18 protein-coding genes and 2 tRNA genes are annotated in these 23682 nt (G+C 45.5%); 9 read left to right on the top strand and 11 right to left on the bottom strand.

The genetic code is table 11. From position 1 onward, the window contains the following. The first annotated feature begins 35 nt into the window (after positions 1-35). Entirely contained in the window at positions 36-3614 is a 3579-nt protein-coding gene (gene nifJ, locus CIK90_RS07880; protein WP_094464828.1) for a pyruvate:ferredoxin (flavodoxin) oxidoreductase, read from the top strand. Between the two features lie 213 nt (positions 3615-3827). On the opposite strand, the gene aroC is transcribed toward nifJ, so the two are convergent. After that, positions 3828-4904 (bottom strand): chorismate synthase, encoded by a 1077-nt coding sequence (gene aroC, locus CIK90_RS07875; RefSeq protein WP_094390474.1) that lies wholly within the window; start codon positions 4902-4904, stop codon positions 3828-3830. An 18-nt stretch (positions 4905-4922) separates the two neighbouring features. Continuing rightward, positions 4923-5555 (bottom strand): peptidylprolyl isomerase, encoded by a 633-nt coding sequence (locus CIK90_RS07870; protein ID WP_094464826.1) that lies wholly within the window; start codon positions 5553-5555, stop codon positions 4923-4925. Positions 5556-5858: 303 nt separating this feature from the next. On the opposite strand from CIK90_RS07870, the gene CIK90_RS07865 reads away from it, so the two are divergent. Beyond that, positions 5859-6218, top strand: coding sequence for a hypothetical protein (locus CIK90_RS07865; protein WP_094464824.1), 360 nt, complete (start codon positions 5859-5861; stop codon positions 6216-6218). A gap of 96 nt (positions 6219-6314) precedes the next feature. Here CIK90_RS07865 and CIK90_RS07860 read toward each other — a convergent pair whose 3' ends face one another. The 4 genes from CIK90_RS07860 to CIK90_RS07840 all read right to left on the bottom strand — a co-directional run bounded on the left by CIK90_RS07860 (position 6315) and on the right by CIK90_RS07840 (position 12598). Next, positions 6315-8330 (bottom strand): sensor histidine kinase KdpD, encoded by a 2016-nt coding sequence (locus CIK90_RS07860; protein ID WP_094464822.1) that lies wholly within the window; start codon positions 8328-8330, stop codon positions 6315-6317. 237 nt (positions 8331-8567) lie between these two features. Then, positions 8568-10232, bottom strand: a complete 1665-nt coding sequence (locus tag CIK90_RS07850) for a dipeptidase (RefSeq protein WP_094464818.1) — start codon at positions 10230-10232, stop codon at positions 8568-8570. A 32-nt stretch (positions 10233-10264) separates the two neighbouring features. Continuing rightward, positions 10265-11113 carry a carboxylating nicotinate-nucleotide diphosphorylase gene (gene nadC / locus CIK90_RS07845; RefSeq protein ID WP_094390479.1) on the bottom strand — a complete coding sequence of 283 codons (849 nt, stop codon included), beginning with the start codon at positions 11111-11113 and terminating at the stop codon, positions 10265-10267. A gap of 21 nt (positions 11114-11134) precedes the next feature. Next, entirely contained in the window at positions 11135-12598 is a 1464-nt protein-coding gene (locus CIK90_RS07840) for a carbon starvation protein A (protein WP_094464816.1), read from the bottom strand. 107 nt (positions 12599-12705) lie between these two features. On the opposite strand from CIK90_RS07840, the gene CIK90_RS07835 reads away from it, so the two are divergent. Genes CIK90_RS07835 through CIK90_RS07810 form a run of 6 tightly spaced genes read left to right on the top strand, consistent with a single transcriptional unit; the run spans position 12706 to position 18997 of the window. Further along, complete coding sequence (locus CIK90_RS07835; protein WP_094464814.1) at positions 12706-14358, top strand: glycoside hydrolase family 10 protein; 1653 nt, start codon at positions 12706-12708, stop codon at positions 14356-14358. A gap of 36 nt (positions 14359-14394) precedes the next feature. Next, a complete protein-coding gene (gene ruvC, locus CIK90_RS07830; RefSeq protein WP_094464812.1) occupies positions 14395-14952 on the top strand; it encodes a crossover junction endodeoxyribonuclease RuvC in 558 nt (185 codons plus the stop codon). Beyond that, positions 14940-16421, top strand: a complete 1482-nt coding sequence (locus tag CIK90_RS07825; RefSeq protein WP_094464810.1) for an ATP-binding cassette domain-containing protein — start codon at positions 14940-14942, stop codon at positions 16419-16421. The genes ruvC and CIK90_RS07825 overlap by 13 nt, the downstream gene beginning before the upstream one ends. A 10-nt stretch (positions 16422-16431) precedes the next feature. After that, the gene (locus CIK90_RS07820) at positions 16432-16908 is read left to right on the top strand and encodes a hypothetical protein (protein ID WP_144007245.1); all 477 of its coding nucleotides are present in this window, start codon (positions 16432-16434) and stop codon (positions 16906-16908) included. Positions 16909-16956: 48 nt separating this feature from the next. Then, positions 16957-18189 carry a mannonate dehydratase gene (gene uxuA / locus CIK90_RS07815; RefSeq protein ID WP_094464808.1) on the top strand — a complete coding sequence of 411 codons (1233 nt, stop codon included), beginning with the start codon at positions 16957-16959 and terminating at the stop codon, positions 18187-18189. Beyond that, on the top strand, positions 18182-18997 hold the full coding sequence (locus tag CIK90_RS07810; RefSeq protein ID WP_094390486.1) for an SDR family oxidoreductase: 816 nt from the start codon (positions 18182-18184) through the stop codon (positions 18995-18997). The genes uxuA and CIK90_RS07810 overlap by 8 nt, the downstream gene beginning before the upstream one ends. A 176-nt stretch (positions 18998-19173) precedes the next feature. Here CIK90_RS07810 and CIK90_RS07805 read toward each other — a convergent pair whose 3' ends face one another. Genes CIK90_RS07805 through CIK90_RS07795 form a run of 3 tightly spaced genes read right to left on the bottom strand, consistent with a single transcriptional unit; the run spans position 19174 to position 21792 of the window. Continuing rightward, complete coding sequence (locus CIK90_RS07805) at positions 19174-19932, bottom strand: MBL fold metallo-hydrolase (RefSeq protein ID WP_094464806.1); 759 nt, start codon at positions 19930-19932, stop codon at positions 19174-19176. Beyond that, positions 19929-20930 (bottom strand): UDP-N-acetylmuramate dehydrogenase, encoded by a 1002-nt coding sequence (gene murB, locus CIK90_RS07800; RefSeq protein ID WP_094446280.1) that lies wholly within the window; start codon positions 20928-20930, stop codon positions 19929-19931. The genes CIK90_RS07805 and murB overlap by 4 nt, the downstream gene beginning before the upstream one ends. A gap of 19 nt (positions 20931-20949) precedes the next feature. Beyond that, entirely contained in the window at positions 20950-21792 is an 843-nt protein-coding gene (locus tag CIK90_RS07795) for a DUF4348 domain-containing protein (RefSeq protein WP_254046306.1), read from the bottom strand. Positions 21793-21919: 127 nt separating this feature from the next. Here CIK90_RS07795 and pheS point away from each other — a divergent pair, with 127 nt between their 5' ends. After that, a complete protein-coding gene (gene pheS / locus CIK90_RS07790; RefSeq protein WP_094435924.1) occupies positions 21920-22957 on the top strand; it encodes a phenylalanine--tRNA ligase subunit alpha in 1038 nt (345 codons plus the stop codon). Between the two features lie 448 nt (positions 22958-23405). Here pheS and CIK90_RS07785 read toward each other — a convergent pair. Both CIK90_RS07785 and CIK90_RS07780 read right to left on the bottom strand, forming a co-directional pair. After that, positions 23406-23480: transfer RNA gene (locus CIK90_RS07785), tRNA-Glu, on the bottom strand. Between the two features lie 31 nt (positions 23481-23511). After that, a tRNA-Ser gene (locus CIK90_RS07780) sits at positions 23512-23598 on the bottom strand. Positions 23599-23682: the final 84 nt, after the last annotated feature.

The following is a 23682-nucleotide window of genomic DNA, read 5'->3' as shown; positions in this document are numbered from 1 at the left end:
ACAAAGTTTTATCATTTAATATTTTTATTAAAACAATGGCAAAAGAAAAGAAATTTATCACTTGTGATGGTAATGAGGCTGCTGCTCACGTGAGCTACATGTTCTCGGAAGTAGCTGCTATCTACCCCATCACCCCGTCATCTCCAATGGCGGAGCACGTCGATGAATGGGCTGCTCGTGGTCGTAAGAACCTCTGGGGACAAAACGTAGCAGTACAGGAAATGCAGTCTGAGGCTGGTGCCGCAGGTGCCGTTCACGGTTCACTGCAGGCCGGTGCTCTCACCACCACATTCACCGCATCACAGGGTCTGCTCCTGATGATTCCTAACATGTACAAGATTGCCGGTGAGCTTATCCCATGCGTATTCGACGTTTCTGCACGTACTCTGGCTTCACATTCACTGTGTATCTTCGGTGACCACCAGGACGTCATGGCTTGCCGCCAGACCGGTTTCGCCATGCTCTGCGAAGGTTCTGTTCAAGAGGTGATGGATATGACTGCCGTTGCCCACCTCGCAACGCTCGAGACTTGCGTTCCTTTCGTTAACTTCTTCGATGGTTTCCGCACCTCTCACGAGTATCATAAGATTGAGTTGATGGATCAGGAAGATATCCGTTCTCTCGTCAACGAGGAATACATCAAGCGCTTCCGCGACCGTGCTATGAGTCCTGAGCGCCCTATTACTCGCGGTACCGCTGAGAACCCCGAAACATTCTTCACACACCGTGAAGCATGCAACAGCTACTATAATTCAGTACCTGAAGTAGTAGAGAAGTATCTCGGTGAGATTTCTAAGATTACCGGTCGTGAATACCACCTCTTCTCATACTATGGAGCTGAGGATGCAGACAGAATGATTATCCTCATGGGTTCTGCAACAGACGCTGCACGCGAGGCTATCGACTATCTGAACGCCAACGGACAGAAAGTCGGCATGATCAGCGTACACCTCTATCGTCCTTTCTCAGTGAAGCACTTGCTCGCTTCAGTTCCCAAGAGCGTAAAGCGCATCGCTGTACTCGACCGCACCAAGGAGCCAGGAGCCGACGGCGAACCTCTGTACCTCGACGTTAAGGCAGCTTTCTACGACCAGGAAAACCGTCCTCTCATCGTAGGTGGCCGCTACGGTCTCGGCTCATCAGACGTTACTCCCGCCAAGATCATCTCTGTATTCAACAACCTCGCCATGCCAGAGCCCAAGAACCACTTCACCGTGGGTATCGTTGACGACGTGACCTTCACCTCTCTGCCTGCAGTAGAGGAAATCGCACTCGGTGGCGACGGCATGTTCCAGGCTAAGTTCTACGGTCTGGGTGCTGACGGTACTGTCGGTGCCAACAAGAACTCTGTAAAGATTATCGGTGACAACACCGACAAATATTGCCAGGCTTACTTCTCATACGACTCTAAGAAGTCTGGCGGTTTCACCTGCTCGCACCTGCGTTTCGGTGATACTCCTATCCGTTCTACCTATCTGGTAACTACTCCTAACTTCGTAGCTTGCCACGTTCAGGCTTACCTCCACATGTACGATGTAACACGTGGTCTGCAGAAGAACGGTACATTCCTGTTGAACACCATCTTTGATGATGCTGAACTGGAGAAATTCATGCCTAACAAGGTTAAGCGCTACTTCGCACAGAACAACATTACTGTCTATACCATCAACGCTACCAAGATTGCACAGGAAATCGGTCTGGGTAACCGCACCAACACCATCCTACAGAGTGCCTTCTTCCGTATCACAAAGGTTATCCCTGTAGAATTTGCCGTTGAAAAGATGAAGGCTGCTGCCTTGAAGTCTTACGGTGCCAAGGGTCAGGACGTTGTTGACAAAAACTATGCTGCTATCGACCGTGGTGGTGAATTCAAGAAATTCGAGGTTAAACCCGAATGGGCTAACTTGGCTGATGATGCCGAGAAGCAGGACGACGCTCCCGCATTCGTTAAGGAGCTTGTTCGCCCCATCAACGCCCAGGCCGGCGATCTGCTGACTGTGAACGACTTTGTGAAGCACAACACCGTTGACGGTTCATGGCAGGTTGGTACTGCTGCTTACGAGAAGCGTGGTGTAGAAGCCTTCGTTCCCGTTTGGAATCCAGACAACTGTATCCAGTGTAACCAGTGTGCATACATCTGTCCTCACGCTGCCATCCGTCCATTCGTTCTGACCGACGAGGAACTTGCAGGATTCGGCGACGACTTCAAGACTATCCAGATGAAGGCTCCTGCCGCTATGAAGGGCATGCACTTCCGTATCGAGGCATCTGTACTCGACTGTCTTGGCTGCGGTAACTGTGCTGATATCTGCCCAGGTAATCCAAAACTCGGCAAGGCTCTCACCATGGCTCCATTCAACCCCGATGCTGCGGATATGAAGGTGGAAGCTAAGAACTGGGAGAAACTTGTGAAGGACGTGAAGTCTAAGCAGGATCTCGTTGACGTGAAGAGCAACGTGAAGAACTCACAGTTTGCTCAGCCTCTCTTCGAATTCTCAGGTGCTTGCGCTGGTTGCGGTGAGACTCCATACGTGAAGTTGCTGTCTCAGCTCTTCGGTGACCGTCAGATGATTGCCAACGCTACCGGTTGTTCTTCAATCTACTCTGCATCAATTCCTTCTACTCCATACACCACCAACGAAAAGGGTCAGGGTCCTGCCTTCAACAACTCATTGTTTGAGGACTTCTGCGAATTCGGTCTTGGTATGACTATGGGTAACAAGAAGATGAAGGAGCGCATTGCCATCCTGCTCGGCGAAATCATCGCCAGCGAGAATGCACCTGCCGAATACAAGGCTCTTGCTCAGGAATGGATTGACAACAAGGAAGACGCTGAAAAGACCAAGGAGATTGCTCCAAAACTCAAGGCTTGCATCAAGGCAGGTGCAGAGGCTGGATGCGATATCTGCAAAGAACTGCAGACACTCGACCACTATCTCGTGAAACGTTCACAGTGGATCATCGGTGGTGACGGTGCTTCTTACGATATCGGTTACGGCGGTCTCGACCACGTTATCGCCAGCGGTGAGGATGTGAACATTCTCGTTCTCGATACCGAGGTTTACTCTAACACCGGTGGTCAGGCTTCAAAGGCTACTCCTCTCGGTGCTATCGCACAGTTTGCTGCACAGGGTAAGCGCATCAAGAAGAAGGATATCGGTATGATTGCCACTACCTATGGATATGTTTATGTTGCTCAGATTGCTATGGGTGCTGACCACGCTCAGACCCTTAAAGCCATCCGCGAGGCAGAAGCTTACCACGGACCTTCACTCATCATTGCTTACGCTCCATGTATCAACCACGGTCTGAAGGCCAAGGGCGGTATGGGTAAGAGCCAGGCTGAGGAGAAGAAGGCTGTAGAATGTGGTTACTGGCACCTGTGGCGCTTCAACCCAGAGTTGGCAGCCGAGGGCAAGAACCCATTCTCACTCGACTCTAAGGAGCCTAACTGGGCAAACTTCCACGACTTCCTGCTAGGTGAGGTTCGTTACCTTTCTGTCAAGAAGGCTTATCCTAACGAGGCCGAAGAACTGTTTGCCGAGGCACAGAAGATGGCTCAGCAGCGTTACAAGACCTATGTTCGCAAGACTCAGGAGAACTGGGAAGACTAATCCCCTCTCCTCTCTATAATCATTGGCAAGGCTCTATATGGGCCTTGCCTTTTTTTATGCGCAGTCAAGTCATGACATACTCATTCTTGTAAATATAGAAACCGTACCAGTTTCATCTTTCTATAGTCGAAAAAAAAACAGGCATCAGAAACTGACACCTGTTTGCTATTCCTATTCAATCTGTGTTTGGACGAATTGACTCTTATGCCTTATTTACAAAGTCGTAGCCTTGTTTTGCAGATAATAGTCTAAGATGGTCATTGCCGTCATTGCTTCTACAATAGGTACGGCACGAGGCAATACACAAGGATCGTGTCTGCCACGCGCTAAAAGCGTTGTTTCCTGTCCTTCGATGTTGACAGTCTGTTGCTCGCGCAGAATGGTAGCCACTGGTTTGAAGGCAACACGGAAATAGATATCTTCTCCATTGCTGATGCCACCTTGAATTCCACCACTGTGGTTGGTTAATGTGGTGATGTGATGATCTCGATTGACGAAGATGTCATTCTGCTGAGAACCACGTGAGTTGACGCAACTGAAACCTTCACCATATTCAAAACCTTTGGCAGCATTGATACTCAACATGGCACTACCAAGAGCAGCATGTAATTTTCCAAATTCAGGCTCACCCAATCCAGCAGGACACCCTTTTACCACACAAGTGATAATACCACCAATAGTATCGCCATCAGCTTTGACGCTTTCTATCAAGCGCACCATTTCCGCAGCCTTCTCGCTATCTGGACAACGCACGATATTATTCTCCCGTAACGATAGATCGTAATGGGTATAATCATGCAATAAGGCAATATCCCCTACCTGAGAGGTGAACGCCTCGACCGAAATACCCAACTGTTGTAAAGCAAGTTTAGCCAATGCACCTCCTACAACCCGACTGATGGTAATGCGAGCTGACGAACGTCCACCACCGCGATGGTCTCTCAGTCCGTATTTTTGTTGATAGGTATAATCAGCATGCGATGGTCTGAATGTATCACGCATGTTGTCATAATCATACGAATGTTGGTTGGTGTTACGTACAATAAAACCAATAGGACAACCTGTCGAACGTCCTTCAAAGACACCGCTAAGCAGTTCGACACGATCGGCTTCCTGCCGTCCCGTGGTTATCTTGCTTTGTCCCGGACGTCGGCGATCAAGTTCCTGTTGGATGAAATCAGGATTGATGAGAATGCCCGCAGGCATTCCATCTACCACACCGCCAATTGCCTCACCGTGGCTTTCCCCGAATGTGGTAAGCGTGAAAAGATGTCCAAACGTATTTTTCACCTTATATCGTTTTAATGATTAGTTTTCATGACAATGGCCACCGCAACTGCATTCACCATCGCCGTGTCCTCCGCAACACCCTTCTCCGTCGTGGTTCCCACATCCACCGCCACAACATCCTTCACCGTCGTGATGGCAACCGCCACCGCAACCTTTTCCGCTGAGATGAGCAATCAGTTTCTTAACCTCATCTTCTGTAGCATCTCTGTTTTCCAGAATCTCCCCTTCAAAATAGAGGGTCTCGCCAGCCAGAGGGTGATTCATATCTATTTTCACCTTATCGTTGCCCACTTCCAATACACGACCGTAGAAGCGTTGCCCTTCTGCGTTTTGCAAGGGAACAATGGCATCCTCATATATATGTTCGCTATCAAATTTGCCATTCACATGGAATATGGTACGGTCCAACGATGCAACCTGTTGATCGTCATAATCACCATAAGCTTCGTCTTTAGAAAGAGAGAAGCTGAACTGCGCACCCTTTTCCAAGGAAATCACCTGTTGTTCAAAAGCATCGAGGGCAAATCCAAATCCACTTATAAAATGGAATGGTCTGTCAGCCTTAGCTTCTTCTACCATTTCTTTACCATGAACACCATCCACATAGAGTTTGTAAGTGAGGGCTATAAACTTATTGTTTGCGTTATTCATATCTTTATCTATTTGTATTACAATTATGTTTCTAACTCTATTTTCAATTTGTATGCAAAGGTACGCATAATTTGATGGAAAAACAAATATTCTATGCGCTTTCGTGAAAATCTGATAAAATGTGTTCTATATTCGCTGTTATTTGATTAAAATCAAGAAACAAGCTGTTTGCGCACACAAACATACAAAACCACTTGTATGATATCAAAATACTCTCTATCTTTGCATCGTCAAACAGGAAAAAGACCTGAAGACAAGTAAGGATAACATTATTAATTTAAGGTAAAAGAAAGGGTAACTAAAATGAAAAGAATGATTTTTGCAGTAGCTGCAATGTTGAGCATGACAATGGCTTTTGCAGACAATGAGAACACTAACAGCGTAAACAATGCTGAGGCTTACAACATGAACATCAACATGAACATGCTCTCACGTGCACTTGATTTGACTGGTGACCAAAAGGCAAGCGTTGCTGACATCCACAAGGTATTCTGTGCAGAAATGGACTTTGCCGGACAGTCAAGCAAGGAAGAGCGTGGTACTATGATGAACAAAGCCATCAACAAGGACTTGGCTTACATGCACACCGTACTTAATGAAGAGCAGTACAAAAAGTATGTAATGCTGCTGAACGCGACCATGAACAACCGTGGTCTGAAATAATCAGCCTCCGATGTGAAAAGGTTAATATAGACAATGGAATCGCTGTTCTCATGATGAGGACAGCGATTTTTTTTGTTGCTCTGCTATACAACTCCTCTATCCTTTCATACGCTTCACTTCTATAATGATGCGACATCCTTGCGTATAACTGGCATCTATCTTTGCATTTCCTCCCAAGCGGCGGGCTATGGCACGGCACAGAGGAAGTCCAATACCCGTACCTACAGTAAACGGATTAATCTTTGTAAACTGTTCGAAAACCCATTCTTGCTTATCGACAGGAATACCAGGACCGTTATCGGTCACCGTATAACGCAAGAGATCTCCATCTATGGCACAGTTCAACACCACATGACCTTCTTTTGCAAATTTTGTAGCATTATCAATAACGAGTGCTAACGCTTTGCCTATGAGATCCATATCACTGCAGAATGTCTGGTCGGAATTTGGCTCTATTTGCGTTGTTATTTCAAACGAACATTCTGTATGATGTTCCATCTGACGTACTGTATCGTGGAGTAATGCTACCGGATTGAAAGTACTTACCTTCAACTGTCTGCTCTCAACATCCGACACATCAATAATATTGTCGATCAATTTAGTCAATAAGACGCCATTATCGACGATGAGTTTGGTCATCTCCTTACACTCAGGATTATCTGCATAATTCATATCTACAATCTGAGAGAAACCCACAATGGCGTTGAGCGGCGTACGAATCTCATGTTGGATATTACGGATGAAATTGGTTTTCATTTCAAGTGCACACGACACATCATTATAAGCTCTCTGCAATTTTTTGCGTGCCCTTAATACCGAGAAGAGCCACAATCCTAATACGATCAATATGACAACAGAGACAAAGATAAAGAAATATGCCTCTTGCAATTTCTTATGTTCGAGTTCTTCCTGAATAGCAGAGTTGCGGCGTTGAAGATCATGCAATCCAAGAATTTGTGAGAATTCCTCCGTACTGCTACGTGCCTCCGCCAGACGATTAGAATCGTTGATTTCCACCAGTTTCTTATAACATTCTACGACACCTTTATAGTCTCTCAGATGTTCCAATATTTCTGCACGATTCTTAAAATACAAACTGGTATATGGATTTATTTCCATACGTTTCTTGATAGCGACAATAGAATCGGAAGCTTGTAAAGCCTGGTGCCATTTGCCTTGGTTCATAGCGTGTTCCATAACAAGATTATAGTAATAGCGCTTTGAATCATCGCTTTTGTCTGCTAATAATGTTTTTAGCACGGTTGACAATTCTATGTTGTCACCTTTCGGTTTGCTGTTCTTTGTATCATGTTGCAAACAATAGGTGCCATAAATATACCAATACCGATTCAATTGAAATGCCCACAGGCAATGTTGCGATGGATGGTCGCGCTTTTCATAGTCATCTTTATACTTATCGTAGAGTTCCTTAGTACGCTTCAGATACTTCAACGCCAAAGCATTCTTACCATTGCTGCAAGCCGCTAATGCCATTTCAGAGAATATGGTCGCTGCCATATAGGCTTTTTTGATCTTTTCACCTGGGAAGGTGCGGTCAATATATTGACAGAGTTCCTGCATAGTATTCAATGCCATTTGCTCATTATTGGTATCATTATAGTGTTCATAGATAGCACTTTTGCCTTCTATCACACAGCGAGGTTCTTGGGAAATATTTGTCATTTCGCGTGCTATGACCATTGCAGTATGGAATAGTCCGTTGTTCTGATAACCATACATCACAAAGCGAAAGCAGTTGAAAATGGCATTCATACGCTTAGGATAGTGCTGTTTCAGTTCGTAAAGGATTTCACGCGCCTTATTAGGATTTTTATATTTCAGCGCATAAATATACACTTGCTGCGTATAGGCTTCAGTAATGGCAAGCGTATCGTTCTGCTTCTTTCCTTCTCTCATCAGCATTTGTGAAAGTTGCATGGCATTATCATTATAAATGGCTGCTTCTGCATTCTTATACAACTGTTGAAGGTGGGCGGTCTTGAAGCCGTCATATTGACTTTTTGCTTGGGCTAACAATGCTATTGCCAACACAAATATCGTCAAAACACTCTTGACAAGCACAGAGGTTGAAACAGTTACGATTTTGGTCATATATGATCTGGTTAGGTGTTAGTAATATGATATGGTCGTGGTTAACCAATATGCAAATATACAAACTAATTGACTCACTACCAAGTTTTTTATCTTTTTTCTTTATACAGAACCTTAAAATATTCGCATTCCTGGACAAGCAAATAAAAAAAAGCACACCGGTCGGGGAAACCAGTGTGCTGATTATTTAATCTCTCCCAAATCCTTATGACCGGATTTAGGCTTATTGTAGCTTTTTTATTCAGGTTTACTATATCGATCGCCAGCTTCTTTGACAAGGCGACGAGCAAACGGCTGAGGATAACCAGGACGTTCAACAGTTTTACCAAAACCATACTCGCTACGCAAGAATCGTCCCTGAGCATCTACAGGTTTGACTGCCATGTCGTTATGGCGAACGATAAGATAGGTAGCCAACTGCTTCCAACGAGCAAGCATCTGCTGTGCTTTATTGACACTATAGTCATTGAGGAACTTCTGCATCTGTGCAGGTTCCATCGTCTGTGCCTTCGCCTCTATTTCTGCCTGTTGGTCGAAATAAGACTGCTGCAAAGAGTCTCTCACCTGTTTCAAGTCGGGGAAGAGAGCTGAATAACGGGGATAAACCATATTGCTCACCCAGTTGCACACCCAGAAAGCACTACGGTCGCTGAAAGTGATGGCATCAGCTCCTGGTGCATTGAAGCATTCCGGACGCTGGGTCATCGAACAATAGATAGGCACGAATGCCACCATATTGCCATCATCGTTGCCAAACCAGAAACATCCTCCAACCTCACGAGGTAACCAAGAACGCATCTGCGAAACAAATACGAAGGATGCCTGCTGGGTTGAGATTGGGCGCTCGTTGAAGTAAGTTTTACCATCAACCTTATAATAAAGAGGTGTCGGGCGATAAGGCATCTGCCAGATTCCTCCTCCGATGTCGGTAGAATCAATAGCCAACGGGGTGCCTTCATAGTGATCACGCATGTCGTTGATGACATCGGCAACACTCAGTTTCTTGTCAGGTACTAACCACAAAGGCATATCCTCGGCATCTTTGTCCTTACCGAGTACCCATGGCAGATAGCGTTCCATTCCCTTCTTGTGGTGATTGAAGAAACTCCATGCACGAGCATCACAAATACGGCGACCAGAGAAATCGGGCGCTGCATAAGTCCATTTCCATGCGAAATCTTCATCCTTACCAGTGTACCATCCCATCTTACGGGCATACTTCACCACATTCTTTGAATAGAGAACGTTTTTTTTATCCTTCATATTAAAACGTCCGATACGGCTCTGGTTGGCGTGTGCACAGATAGCATCATCGGGAATACGCAAAGCAACCCATACGGTACGCTCTTTGGATACCTTTCGATCAGGACCGCATCCCTGCATCTCCATAATCCATGCTTCGTCAGCATCACAGATGGTGAATGTCTCACCTTCTGAACAATAACCATATTGTTCTACAAGAGAGGTCATTACGCGGATGGCCTCACGAGCTGAGCGTGAACGTTGCAGGGCGATATAAATGAGTGAACCATAGTCGATGATACCTGTAGAATCAACCATTTCCTCACGACCGCCATACGTAGTCTCACCAATAGTAACTTGCCATTCGTTGGTATTTCCAACTACATTATAGGTTTCTTCTGCTTCATCAATCTCGCCAAGATATTTATTGGTATCCCATTCATAAACCTTACGCTTGGTACCCTTAGCATGTTTACCTGCTGCATAATGATAAAGTGGCATGTAAGAGCCAAAGGAATCTGCACTATAACTACAGATGACCGATCCGTCAACACTGGCTTTCTTGCCGACAATAAAATTGGTGCAAGCTTCCACTTCGGTGGCCATCATGGTTGCCATCAGCATGCTCGCCGAAAGAATCATTCGTTTACATTGTAACATAATCGTGAAATTTCATAGTTATACATCAATATCTAACAAGCCTTGAAACTCATATCCAATCCCTTGACAGAATGGGTCAGAGCGCCAACCGAGATGAAATCAACACCTTGTTCGGCGTAGTCGCGAATGGTATCAAAGGTAATACCACCACTAGACTCTGTTTCATAACGATGTGCGATAATGTCAACCGCCTTCTTGGTGTCAGCAACAGAGAAATTATCGAGCATGATGCGATCTACGCCGCCATGATCGAGAACCTGCTGCAATTCATCAAACGAGCGTACCTCAATTTCTATTTTTAGATGGAGTCCTTTTTCTTCAAGATACTTGTGGCAGCGGTCAATAGCATTAACAATGCCTCCTGCGAAATCTATATGATTGTCTTTCAACAGAATCATGTCAAACAAGCCAATACGATGGTTCACACCACCGCCAATCTTCACGGCCTGTTTCTCCAACATGCGCATACCTGGTGTGGTCTTACGGGTATCGAGCACGCGTGTTCCTGTACCTTGCAAGCGTTCTACATAACGATTGGTCATGGTGGCAATACCACTCATGCGCTGCATGATATTAAGCATCAGACGCTCTGTCTGAAGCAAAGAGCGCACCTTACCTGTTACTACCATGGCAATGTCGCCTTTCTTCACTTTCGATCCGTCACCCATCAGCACTTCTACCTGCATTTCTGGGTCGAAGCGACGGAACACTTCTTTGGCAACTTCTACACCAGCAAGAATACCATCTTCCTTAATGAGTAGATGCGATTTTCCCATGGCGTCAGCAGGAATACAACACAAAGTGGTGTGGTCACCATCGCCAATATCTTCGGCAAAGGAGAGATCAATAAGTTGATCCACGAGTTGTTCTACACTTAACATAATGTTTTTGTATTTAAGAGTTTATACTAATTTGCTTTTTTCTTTTCTGTACCAGACAATAAACCACACAAGAGCTACAACCAGACAGAGGATGCCTAACAGATATCCGATGTTTTCAGGCAGGTGGAATGCTTGTTTGGAGACAAAGAGGAATGTGGTACACACCGTTGTCATCAACAACGCAGGTATGAGCGTGATGATATAGGGTTTCTTCTGGCGTACAAGATACACCGTTAATGTCCAAAGGGTAAATACACTAAGCGTCTGGTTTGCCCATCCAAAATACTGCCAAATGATATTGAAGCCATCAGGATTTTCTATCTGCCAAACCAACATGGCGATGGAGGATATAAACAAGGGCAGACAAATGGCAAGACGCTTGATGATTGGACGTTGGTCGATATGAAGCCATTCACCAATGATCAGACGGGCAGAACGGAATGCAGTATCACCACTGGTAATAGGGGCAGCTACGACACCCAACAAGGCAAGAATAGCACCTGCCACACCCAACCAGTCGTTACAAACGATATTTACGACCGCAGGGGCTGATGTCGAAAATCCTGTATTCACAGCAGCAATCAGTTCGTATCCAGGAGCCGGACTGCCATAGAAGAACCAAGATGATACGGTAGCCCAAATCAAGGCAACAACTCCTTCGGTAATCATGGCACCATAGAAGATGGGGCGTCCCATGTGCTCACTTTTCACACAACGAGCCATCAATGGACTTTGAGTAGCGTGGAAACCGCTAATGGCACCACAGGCAATAGTGATAAAGAGACAAGGAAATATCTGATCTGTCCATTTCTCCGGTTCGGCTTCTGCACCCATATTATAAAAATGAGTCCATAGCTCTGGAAGCTGAGGCATCTTCACAAAGAGCATCACCATAAGAGCGCCTGCCATAAAAAGCAACGAAAAAGCGAAAAGAGGATAGATCTTTCCTATGATCTTATCGATTGGCAACATGGTTGCAATTACATAATAAGCAAAAATGACTATAATCCAAAACAGACTCGAACCCCATATCGAATGAAGGATCTCGGCTGGGGAATATACAAATACCGTACCGACCATGATAAGCAGCAGTACGGTGAAGGCCAACATCACCATCTTGGCATTGCGGCCCAGATACTTGCCGATAAGTTCAGGCAGACTGGCTCCGTCATTACGCATGGAAAGCATACCACTGAGATAATCGTGCGTAGCTCCGGCAAAAATACAGCCGAGCACAATCCACAGATAAGCCACAGGACCAAACTTCGCGCCCAGAATAGCGCCGAAAATAGGACCAGTACCGGCAATGTTCAAAAATTGAATCATGAAAATCTTCCATCCAGAAAGTACAAGGTAGTCAACACCGTCAGCCTTAGCAATAGCTGGCGTCACACGGTCGTCTGGACCGAATACCTTCTCCACAAAGCGTCCATAGAGAAGATATCCCAAAATCAGAGCCACAAGACTCAATATAAAAGATACCATTTTTTAGTTGTTATTTATAAACTTCGTGCAAAGATAATAAAAACTTTATAGTTTGAACGCCGTTCTACCAACTTTTTTGTACCTTTGTACACAAAAACTCTAATAAATTGAAACGGACAACCTTTTTATATATCCTCATCGCACTCTTTGCGCTCTCCTGTAAAGCACAGCCGAAGCATGAATTAAGGGCAGCATGGCTCACCACAGTAGGTGGATTAGACTGGCCGCATAACTATGCGCAGTCACCTAAATCTATACGTCGGCAACAAGAAGAACTATGTCGCACCCTCGACCTTCTGAAAGAGGCTCACGTCAATACCGTGCTCTTTCAGACGCGTATCCGCGGTACTGTCATTTACCCCTCTACACAAGAGCCATGGGACGGATGCACATCGGGCAATCCCGGTCAAAATCCCGGCTACGATCCCCTGCAGTTTGCCATCGATGAATGTCATCGCAGAGGTATGGAACTGCACGCTTGGGTGGTTACCATTCCGATAGGTAAATGGAATGGAGCTGGAGCTCGCAACCTAATGCTACGCAACCCACGCCTCGTCAAACGTATAGGAGACGAGGCATATATGAATCCTGAAGCGGCTGGTACTGCAGACTATCTGGCAGACCTTTGTGGCGACATTACCAAGCGTTACGATGTGGACGGAATCCATCTCGACTACATCCGCTACCCAGAAACATGGAAAATTAATATCAACAGGCAGACGGGACGTACGTATATTACTCGCATCGCACAGGCAATTAGCCAAAGGGTGAAATCCATCAAACCTTGGGTAAAAATGAGCTGTTCTCCTATCGGAAAATACAAAGACCTCGACCGACAAGAAAGCTATGGGTGGAATGCATACACACGCGTTTGTCAAGATGCACAGCAATGGTTACGTGACGGAATAATGGATCAACTCTATCCGATGATGTATTTCGACGGCAAACACTTTTATCCTTTTGCCAGCGATTGGAGCGACAACCGTTATGATGGACAAACAGCAGCAGGACTGGGCATTTATATGCTCTCACCCAAAGAGCGCAACTGGTCGCTGTCGGCTGTTGAAAGACAAATGAATGTGGCACGACAAATGGGATTGGGACATGCTTACTTCCGTACAAAATTCCTCACAGACAATGTGAAGGGCATATACGACTTCGTTTGTCGTTTCGATGCCACATTGGCGCTCACCCCTGCCCTCAAGACATCAACACCTGCGCCTGCGGCTCCACAGCACTTCTCGGCAACTCCGTCTCCATCGGGCTACCGGTTGTCTTGGGCTCCTGTTACCTCACAGCATCCCAACGAATACATCGTCTATACCGTCTATGCTTCTACTCACTATCCTGTCAACACAAATGATGCCAACAACATCGTCGCCATCCGTTGGCAAGATACGACAATAGAAATCAAACGACAGAAAACAGAAGCACCACTTCACTTCGCAGTATCAGCAGTAGATCGCTACGGACAGGAGAGCCAGCCTGCTCAACCTAACCGAACGACTGCTCAACAAGAGGCTAAGACTTCCCTACTCGACTGCGATGGTACAACTCTTCACGTTCCTACCGAACTGCTGACTGGGGAGATTACCACAATTGCCATTTGTTCTATGCAAGGACAAACACTTGCCACCCATCCCGCTGACACAGCAATCCCCGTAGGGTTTCTGCCAGATGGCGTATACGAGGTTGTTTCGCCACGACAACACGACAACCAACAACATATTGGATATTTTGTCATCAGAAAAGGGAAATAATTCAAACGAATTGACTAACTTTGCAAAACAAAATAAATGGAAAAAATCATATTAGGTATCGACCCTGGCACGAATATCATGGGATATGGTGTGCTGAAAGTGGTGGACCATCACGCCGAAATGGTGACGATGGGAGTTATCGATATGCGAAAATTTCCAGATGGCTACCTTAAACTCGGACACATCTTCGAGCGAGTCACGGGAATCATCGATGCCTATCTGCCCGACGAATTGGCTATTGAAGCACCTTTCTTCGGAAAGAACGCACAGACCATGCTGAAGCTCGGACGTGCACAAGGTACAGCCATCGCTGCAGCCATCCATCATGGAGTTCCTATTCATGAATATGCTCCGATGAAAATCAAAATGGCAATAACAGGTATCGGTTCGGCATCCAAAGAACAGGTAGCAGGAATGCTACAACGAATGTTGAAATTTGATGCAGACACTTTAACAAAATTCCGGGATGCAACAGATGCGCTGGCCGCAGCCTATTGCCATTTTCTGCAAATGGGAAGACCAGAATCACAGGCCAACTATCGTAGCTGGAAAGACTTCGCCAATAAAAATCAGAATAGAATATGCAAAAAATAATTGATATACAACAGGGTGTCACCCGTATGGAAGAATGGCGAATGGCTCAACCCGTCGATTTCCAATCTCTCGACGGCGAACATATCGCCATTGTAGGACGCAACGGCAGTGGAAAATCCATGCTCGTAGATATCATTACCGGCAGACATCCTTTACGGTTGCAGCCTCCTAAATACGATTTCTCACCAAGTACAAAACCGCTGGTTTCAGACAACATACGATACATCACATTTCGCGATTCATACGGTACGTCTGACGGAGCATATTATCTCCAACAACGATGGAATCAACACGATATAGACCCTGAGACTCCACGTGTGGGTGACCTCTTGGAAGAGGCATACCAAATGGCAGGCGAAGATACACCAGAACATCGAGGTTTACAACAACATCTATACGAACTCTTCCATATCCAACAGCTAACTGATAAATATATCATCAGTCTGTCGAGTGGTGAACTACGCAAATTCCAGCTCACTAAGACGCTCCTTGCAGATCCTCGCGTACTAATCATGGATAATCCGTTTATTGGACTTGATGCCACAACACGCGACCAACTCAAAGTATTGCTGAGCACCCTGGCTCATGAGCGCGCGCTACAGATCATCCTTGTGCTCTCCAAAACTGATGACATTCCAGACTTCATCACGCATGTCGTGGAGGTCAAACAAGGAGTGGTACAACCCAAATGCACATTAGAAGAATACAACAACAGACAACCAACTATACCTTCACACGTCCTCTCCGAAGAGAAACGCGAAGCTATCATCCAATTGCCCAACAAAGCCAATGACTATACAGCACATCAGGTTATTGCCATGCATCAGGTGGGCATACGCTATGGAGAACGAACCATCTTGAAAGAACTCGATTGGACGGTATGCGATGGAGAGCGTTGGGCGCTCAGCGGACAGAACGGAAGCGGAAAATCCACTCTTCTCTCTCTGGTATGCGCCGACAACCCTCAAAGCTATGCTTGCGACATAACACTTTTCGACAGACAACGCGGATCGGGAGAGAGCATCTGGGACATCAAACGACATATTGGATATGTATCTCCTGAAATGCATAGAGCTTATCAAAAAGACCTTCCTGCCGTTCGCATCGTAGCAAGCGGACTGAAAGATTCTGTAGGACTCTACGTCAAACCCAATCCCGAAGAATACGAAATATGCAGATGGTGGATGGATATCTTCGGACTCGAAGGACTCTACGACAGACCCTTTCTCAAACTGTCAAGTGGTGAACAACGACTCGTACTCTTGGCTCGTGTCTTCGTTAAAGACCCACAACTCATTATCCTTGATGAACCACTCCACGGGCTCGACCTCTACAATCGCCGTTTGGTGAAAGATGTGATAGAAACCTTCTGCCAACGTCCACACAAGACAATGGTCATGGTGACCCACTACGAAGAGGAACTACCCAACAATATCACTAACAAGATTTACTTAATCAAACAACAATAACATATTATATATGAAGAAGTTATTTATTGTACTAATGATGGCTTTCTGTGCTAATGCGCAAGCACAGGAAATCTTCAACGAGATTAAACACAAAGCCTTCGATGCTGTGAGCAACGAACAGACTTTGCCAATCATGAAACAGATCAATCAGTTTAAACTCGATGCGCTCAATTATCTTGCTATAAGCATGCAGGAACAGATGCCAGACGCACCAGTACTCTATCTTGACGAACAGGCATTAGGACTGAACAATTTCATTACAGCATATATCATGCAACTGGTAAAAATGAATAATATGCCCGATGCTGCACAAGTGAAGATCACCAAGATTTTTATCGATGCCTCCGTGTCAAACCCGCTCTTCAACGACAAGGAAGAAGAACCTGCACACAGCTATCTAAACAATGCCAGCAGCATCACACGATTCTCACTCGATACCGACTGGCCTCGGGCTTTGGCTGCTGTTCAAGCACAACTGAAAGACTAACATTACCCAAAAACTAACAATAACAATAACAAAAACAGATCAACAACTATGGAAAGAACATGGAGATGGTTTGGCAAAAACGATAAGATAACGCTTGCCATGCTAAAACAAATCGGTGTGGAAGGCATCGTAACTGCTCTTCACGACGTACCTCTTGGTGAAGTTTGGACCAGAGAAAAAATCAAAGATCTCCGCGAATATATCGAAAGCTACGGCATGCGATGGAGCGTCGTGGAATCATTACCCGTGGTAGAGACTATCAAATACGGAGGTCCTGACCGTGACCAACAGATAGAAATCTATAAGGAATCGCTCCGCAACCTATCGGCTGAAGGCATCCATACCATCTGTTACAACTTCATGCCCGTACTCGACTGGGCTCGTACAGACTTGCTTCACGCGAATCCTAACGGTTCGTCAAACCTATTCTTCTCTTATGCAGAATTTGCCTATTTCGATATTTATATACTCAAAAGACAAGGCGCACGCGAAGAATGGGCACGCTTCCAATTCCCAGCTGGCGTAGGTGAAGGACGTAACGTACTGGAAGAGGCTGATGCGCTCGCCAAAACCATGACTCCAGAGAAAGACCATCAACTGGTAGAAAACATCGTTATCAAAACGCAAGGTTTTGTAAGTGGCAACTTCAAAGAGGGCGACGAACACCCCCTCGAACTCTTCCACCAGTTGCTCGCAAACTATGATGGTATTGACAAGAATCAACTGAGGGAAAACATGAAATACTTCCTCAACGCTATCATGCCTACCTGCGAAGAGTGTGATATGAACATGTGTGTGCATCCCGACGATCCCCCCATCGAGATTCTCGGCCTCCCACGCATCGTACGCACCCAAGAAGATATCCAATGGTTCCTTGATGCTGTTCCTAACAAGCACAACGGACTGACCTTCTGCGCTGGGAGTCTCTCTGCTGGCGCTTATAACAATGTGGTGGAGATGGCACGTAAATTTGCACCACGCACCCATTTCGTACACCTCCGCTCTTGTCATATCTTCCCCAATGGCGACTTTACAGAAGCCTCACACCTTGGAGGACGTGCCGATATCATCGAATTGGCACGTATTTTCGAACAAGAGAATCCTGCGTTGCCCATGCGTGTGGATCACGGCATGACAATGCTTGGCGACGAGACTAAAGGTTATAATGCAGGCTACTCGTTCCTCGGACGTATGTTTGCCATGGGACAAGTACAAGGCATTCTCGCCACCGTTGACCGTGAATTAGGAATAGAATACAAACAACCCGGATTTTATGAATAACAACCTTTTCAACATTAAAGACAACGTTGTTGTCATCACAGGTGGAACAGGCGTTCTTGGACGTGCCATCGCTAAGTATCTGGCCCTTGAAGGAGCCAAAGTCATCATCCTCGGCCGTAAGGAAGAGGTAGGACAGAAAATTGCTTCTGACATCTGCGAAGCAGGTGGCGTGTGTGAGTTTATGAAAACTGACGTCATGAACCAAGAGGTCGTTCAGCAAAACTGCGACGACATCATGCGTAAATACGGACGTATCGACACTCTCCTCAATGCTGCGGGAGGTAATATGCCGGGCGCTACCATCGCTCCCGATAAAACCTTCTTCGACCTCGATGCCTCACAGTTCCAGACTGTTCTCAATCTGAACCTCACAGGAACGGTCATCCCCACCCAAGTATTTCTTCGTCCCATGGTAGCTCAGGGAAAAGGTAGCATCATCAACTTCTCTTCGATGGCTGCTTTCCGTCCCATGACTCGCGTATGTGGTTATGCTGCTGCCAAGGCTGGTATCAGCAATTTCACAGCATATATGGCAACAGAATGTGCCAAGAAGTTTGGCGAAGGAATTCGCGTCAACGCCATTGCTCCCGGTTTCTTCATTACCGAACAGAACCGTGCTTTGTTGACCAATCCCGATGGTACCTTCACACAGCGTGGTCAGGATGTGATTCGTCAGACTCCCTTCGGCCGCATGGGTGATCCTGAAGAACTCTGTGGCACAATCCACTATCTGATGTCAGAAGCTGCAAAATTCGTCACCGGTACCGTAGCTGTTGTTGACGGAGGTTTTAATGCTTTTGCCATGTAAGTTCCAAACAATACATCATACTCCAAAGGAGAGCCACACCTCGTGTGACTCTCTTTCTTTTTCCAGAAAGTTTTAGTATTCCTTATAAATTTTCTGTGTATGATTATAAAAAGAGAGTTATGATTACGGTATAAGACAAAAAGAGATTCTCAAGGCAGAGAACCTCCTGCGACTCATTATATGTTGACCACAAGTCCATCGTATGCCATGCGAATATGAGGAGGCAAGATATTATTGACCTCATCATGTTTACCTATGCTATGTGCCGCATGAGTAAGCCATGTTTGACGTGCTCCTATCTTTTTCGCAAATGCCACCGCTTCATCAAGCGTCTGGTGTGAATGATGCGGAGTACGGCGAAGCGCGTTAACCACCAGCACTTCTGTTCCTTTCAGATATTCCAATTCACTATCTGCAATGGTTTTCATATCTGTAATATATGTCAATCCACCAATCCGATAACCTAAAATGGGCAAGTCGTGATGCATCACCTGTATCGGCATGATATCAATACCGTTGATGTTAAACACCTCATGAGGATGAATCTCATGAAGTCTGATGACAGGAGTATTGGGATAGCGATGTTCTACAAAACAATATGGAAGCATCTTCAATAACGATTGACGTGCAATAGGGTCCGCATAGACGTTCACCTCTCCAAACTGACAGAAAGGCCTGACATCATCAAGTCCTCCTACATGGTCATAGTGGGCATGGGTGATAAGGATTCCATCTATCCGACTGAATGGCAAGGGCATAATCTGTTGACGGAAGTCTGGCCCACAGTCGATAAGCAAGCGTGTGTCTCCCTCCTCTAACAGCGCCGAACATCTCAACCTTTTATCATGTGGATCTTGACTGCTACAGGTAGGACATTGGCATCCAATGGTAGGAACGCCACACGATGTTCCAGTACCGAGGAAGGTTATTTTCATATAATATTCACTTCTGGTTTGATGGTTATTCCGAATTTTTCTTTCACATCGCGCTGGATCATCCGGCAAAGATCAACAATCTCCTGACCGGTAGCATTACCACGATTCACCAACACTAAGGCCTGACGATCGTGAACGCCTGCATGTCCTACGGTACGTCCCTTCCATCCACATTGGTCTATCATCCATCCTGCAGGAATCTTCTCGTGATTTGCATCGATGGTATAGTGTGGCATATTCTCATATTGTGATGCCAATGCCTCATATTGTGATCGTTCCACAATGGGATTCATGAAGAAACTTCCTGCATTTCCCATAACAGCAGGATCAGGCAGTTTCTCTTGTCGTATGCCGATGATGACCTCTCTCAATTGACTTGCTGTGGGATGAGTCATGTTTCGCCTTTCAAGTTCGCTGCGAATGTTACCATAATCGAGTTTAGGTTGAAAATCTCTTTGGGTACGATAGGTCACATGGGTGATCAGATATTGATTCTTCCATTCTCCTTTAAACCGACTCTGACGATATGCGTACCGACAAGCAGCGGCATCTATGAGCTGTAACGCTCCCGAAGCGATTTCGATGGCTTCAATGGTCTCTATAAAGTCTTTCACCTCAACACCATAGGCACCGATGTTCTGTACCGCGCTGGCACCCACATCACCCGGAATCCACGAGAGATTCTCCATGCCGTAATATCCATGCTTCACACTATAATCTACTACATCATCCCATACCTCGCCGCTTCCACAGCGTAGGGTGTCCTTCTGTGGTGTTATGCCTTTGATGGCTGAGCGCACGACAATGCCTTTGAAATCCTGTGTCAACAGGAGATTACTTCCACCTCCAATAATCAGAAAAGGTTGGGCTGACTGACGAAGAATGTCGGCCACAGCTTTTGCTTCATCGGCAGTCGAATATTCCAAGAAGCGGTCACAACGGGCTTCAATACCAAAGGTATTGTGCTGCTTCAAACTATAGTCATGAATATCTTTCATAGCGTTGTTCCTATTTATATTAGGTAGAGAGTTTAGACAGCATCCATTTTCCTCCTTCGTGTCGGAAGGTCAGTTCTGTCTCCAAACCATTAGCGATACCTCTAAGCACGAACACCTTACATTTTCCTGCTTTATGATTGGTACCATAGATAATGTTATAAATCATATCCGTAGGTAATTCAGGTGCAAAAGCTGGCCACGTATCTGGTGTTATCACTCCTTCCATCTCATTGAAGTCATCGTCAGGATCCGGTCCCACAAAATCTACCGTCTCTCGGAGATGGTGCATCTGATAGTCGGCATTAGAAGCAAAATGCTCGTAAAAGTCAAGAAACGATGCATTATGTGATTCATGCAAAGGAATGTGTATGATCTTCTGCATCATCCATCTTCCGTTAATACGGTCGAAGACATACTGTTTGATGGATTTCGAGTGAAAATATATTTTCTCCACCACAGCATGTGAGACAGAAATCTGCTTGGTTTCTTCCAATTGTTTCTCGCTGTCGAAAATCAGCGTATAGAAATCTTGTCGCATGAAGAAATTCTCCATATGCCATTTGCTTTTAGGCAACAATTCAATATCGTCTCCACGTACGACAGGTAGTGGAAACTTAATACGGCTGTATTGTAATTTCCTATTGGCGGCGAAATTGAATACAAAATCATCAAACAGCTCATCAGCCGCTTTTGGCATCGGCTCCTCTTCGATTGCCTTCATCTCGTTGTCAGCAACTGTAGAGTCAACAGTCGCAGTAGTGTCAGCAACCGTTTCTTCGGTAGATTCTACCGTTTTGTTACCCTGGCAACCAGCCAGCAAACAGACCATAACATAAAACGCAATCCAATATCGTTTCATCATTGACCTCCATCTATTTTATAAACTTCTCTCAATTTTTCGGCAAAGGTACAAAAAACTCCCAACTCCTAATCCATAATTCTTATTTTTTTTATACCTTTGCAGAAAATTTAGTTTTATATCAATGATTATGATACTCGACAAGATAAACCAACTCTTAGACGAAGTGCGGCAAATGACGGCCGCCAACGCAGAAGAGGTAGAGCAGTTACGACTGAAATACCTCAGCAAGAAAGGTGCCATTACAGCTTTGATGAACGATTTCCGCAATGTTCCAGCCGACCAGAAAAAGACTGTGGGCATGAAAATCAACGAACTCAAGCAAATAGCACAGGAGCGCATCAACCAACTCAAGACTGATACCGAAACAGTAGAATGCGATGCGCAACATATCGACCTCACACGCACACCCTACCCCATCGGATTGGGTACACGTCATCCGCTCACTATTGTTACCAACGAGATTATCGACATCTTCTCGCGTATGGGATTTGTATTAGCCGATGGACCTGAAGTAGAGGACGACCTCCACGTGTTCACCCGTATGAACTTTGCTGCAGACCATCCTGCACGTGACATGCAAGATACTTTCTTTGTGTCACAACATCCTAACGATGTCACCAAAAATATCCTGCTCCGTTCCCATACCTCAAGTGTACAGGCTCGCGTGATGGAGACTACCCAGCCTCCTATCCGCATCATCTGCCCCGGACGCGTATATCGTAACGAGGCCATTACCGCCCGCGCTCATTGTTTCTTCCATCAGGTAGAAGGATTGTATATCGACAAGAACGTATCGTTTACCGACCTCAAGCAGGTATTGTTGTCCTTTGCACGTGAAATGTTTGGTGCAGATACCAAGATACGTCTTCGTCCAAGCTATTTCCCATTTACCGAGCCCAGCGCTGAGATGGACATCTCTTGCTTCATCTGTGGCGGAGAAGGCTGCGGATTCTGCAAGCACACAGGATGGGTAGAGATTCTCGGTTGTGGTATGGTCGATCCCAATGTTCTCGAACAATGCGGTATTGATTCAAGCGTTTATAGCGGCTATGCCTTTGGTATGGGTGTTGAACGCATTACCAACTTAAAATACCAGGTAAGCGACCTCCGCATGTTCTCTGAGAACGACGTCCGCTTCCTCCACGAATTCGAGTCAGCCGACTAATTTCATCACACCAACATATTCAAGAAGGCTCCTGTCATCAGCGAGCCTTCTTTTTTGTTGCTATACTCAACCATAGTCTTTCGTCTGTACGGCAAAGTTCTAACCGTTTCAAGGCTTCCATGAAAATTACTTTTGCGCCACAAGAATAATCATTCCAATCATTCAAACAAAAGTATCATCCTCTCCTTATAGGAATAATACGGATAGAGGTAGTAGTCTTACGCTTCTCAAACCATAATCAACAGAAAGGTTGAACAGCTATAGAATGTAGAAAAGAAAGACCATATTCGATAAGAAATAATCTGTTAGGGAACTTTCCGAAAAATTGCGAGTTCTAGATTTACTTTTTTTACACGGCATCACCATAAGAGACTAATCTGCAAAAGGTGTCACACATACTACTTTTGAACAAAAAAAACAGCGTAAATACATCATTTACGCTGCTTGTTGGTAGTCGATAGGGGAATCGAACCCCTATGCCAAGATTGAGAATCTTGTATCCTAACCATTAGATGAATCGACCATCATTCTTTTGTCTTTTTAGGAAAGCCCAGCGGAAGCTGGGGGATTCGAACCCCCGGTACGGTAACCCGCACGGCAGTTTAGCAAACTGCTGGTTTCAGCCACTCACCCAAACTTCCTAACCGGTTGTTCTTTCTTAACCTTAGGCGTTTTCTCTCAAACGCGGTGCAAAGGTACTACATATTTTTGAGAACACCAAATAT

The organism is Prevotella sp. P5-126 (assembly GCF_002251185.1).
Classification (GTDB): Bacteria; Bacteroidota; Bacteroidia; order Bacteroidales; family Bacteroidaceae; genus Prevotella.
The sequence above is the reverse complement of the archived record's forward strand: the minus strand, read 5'-3'. Positions and strand labels throughout refer to the sequence as shown.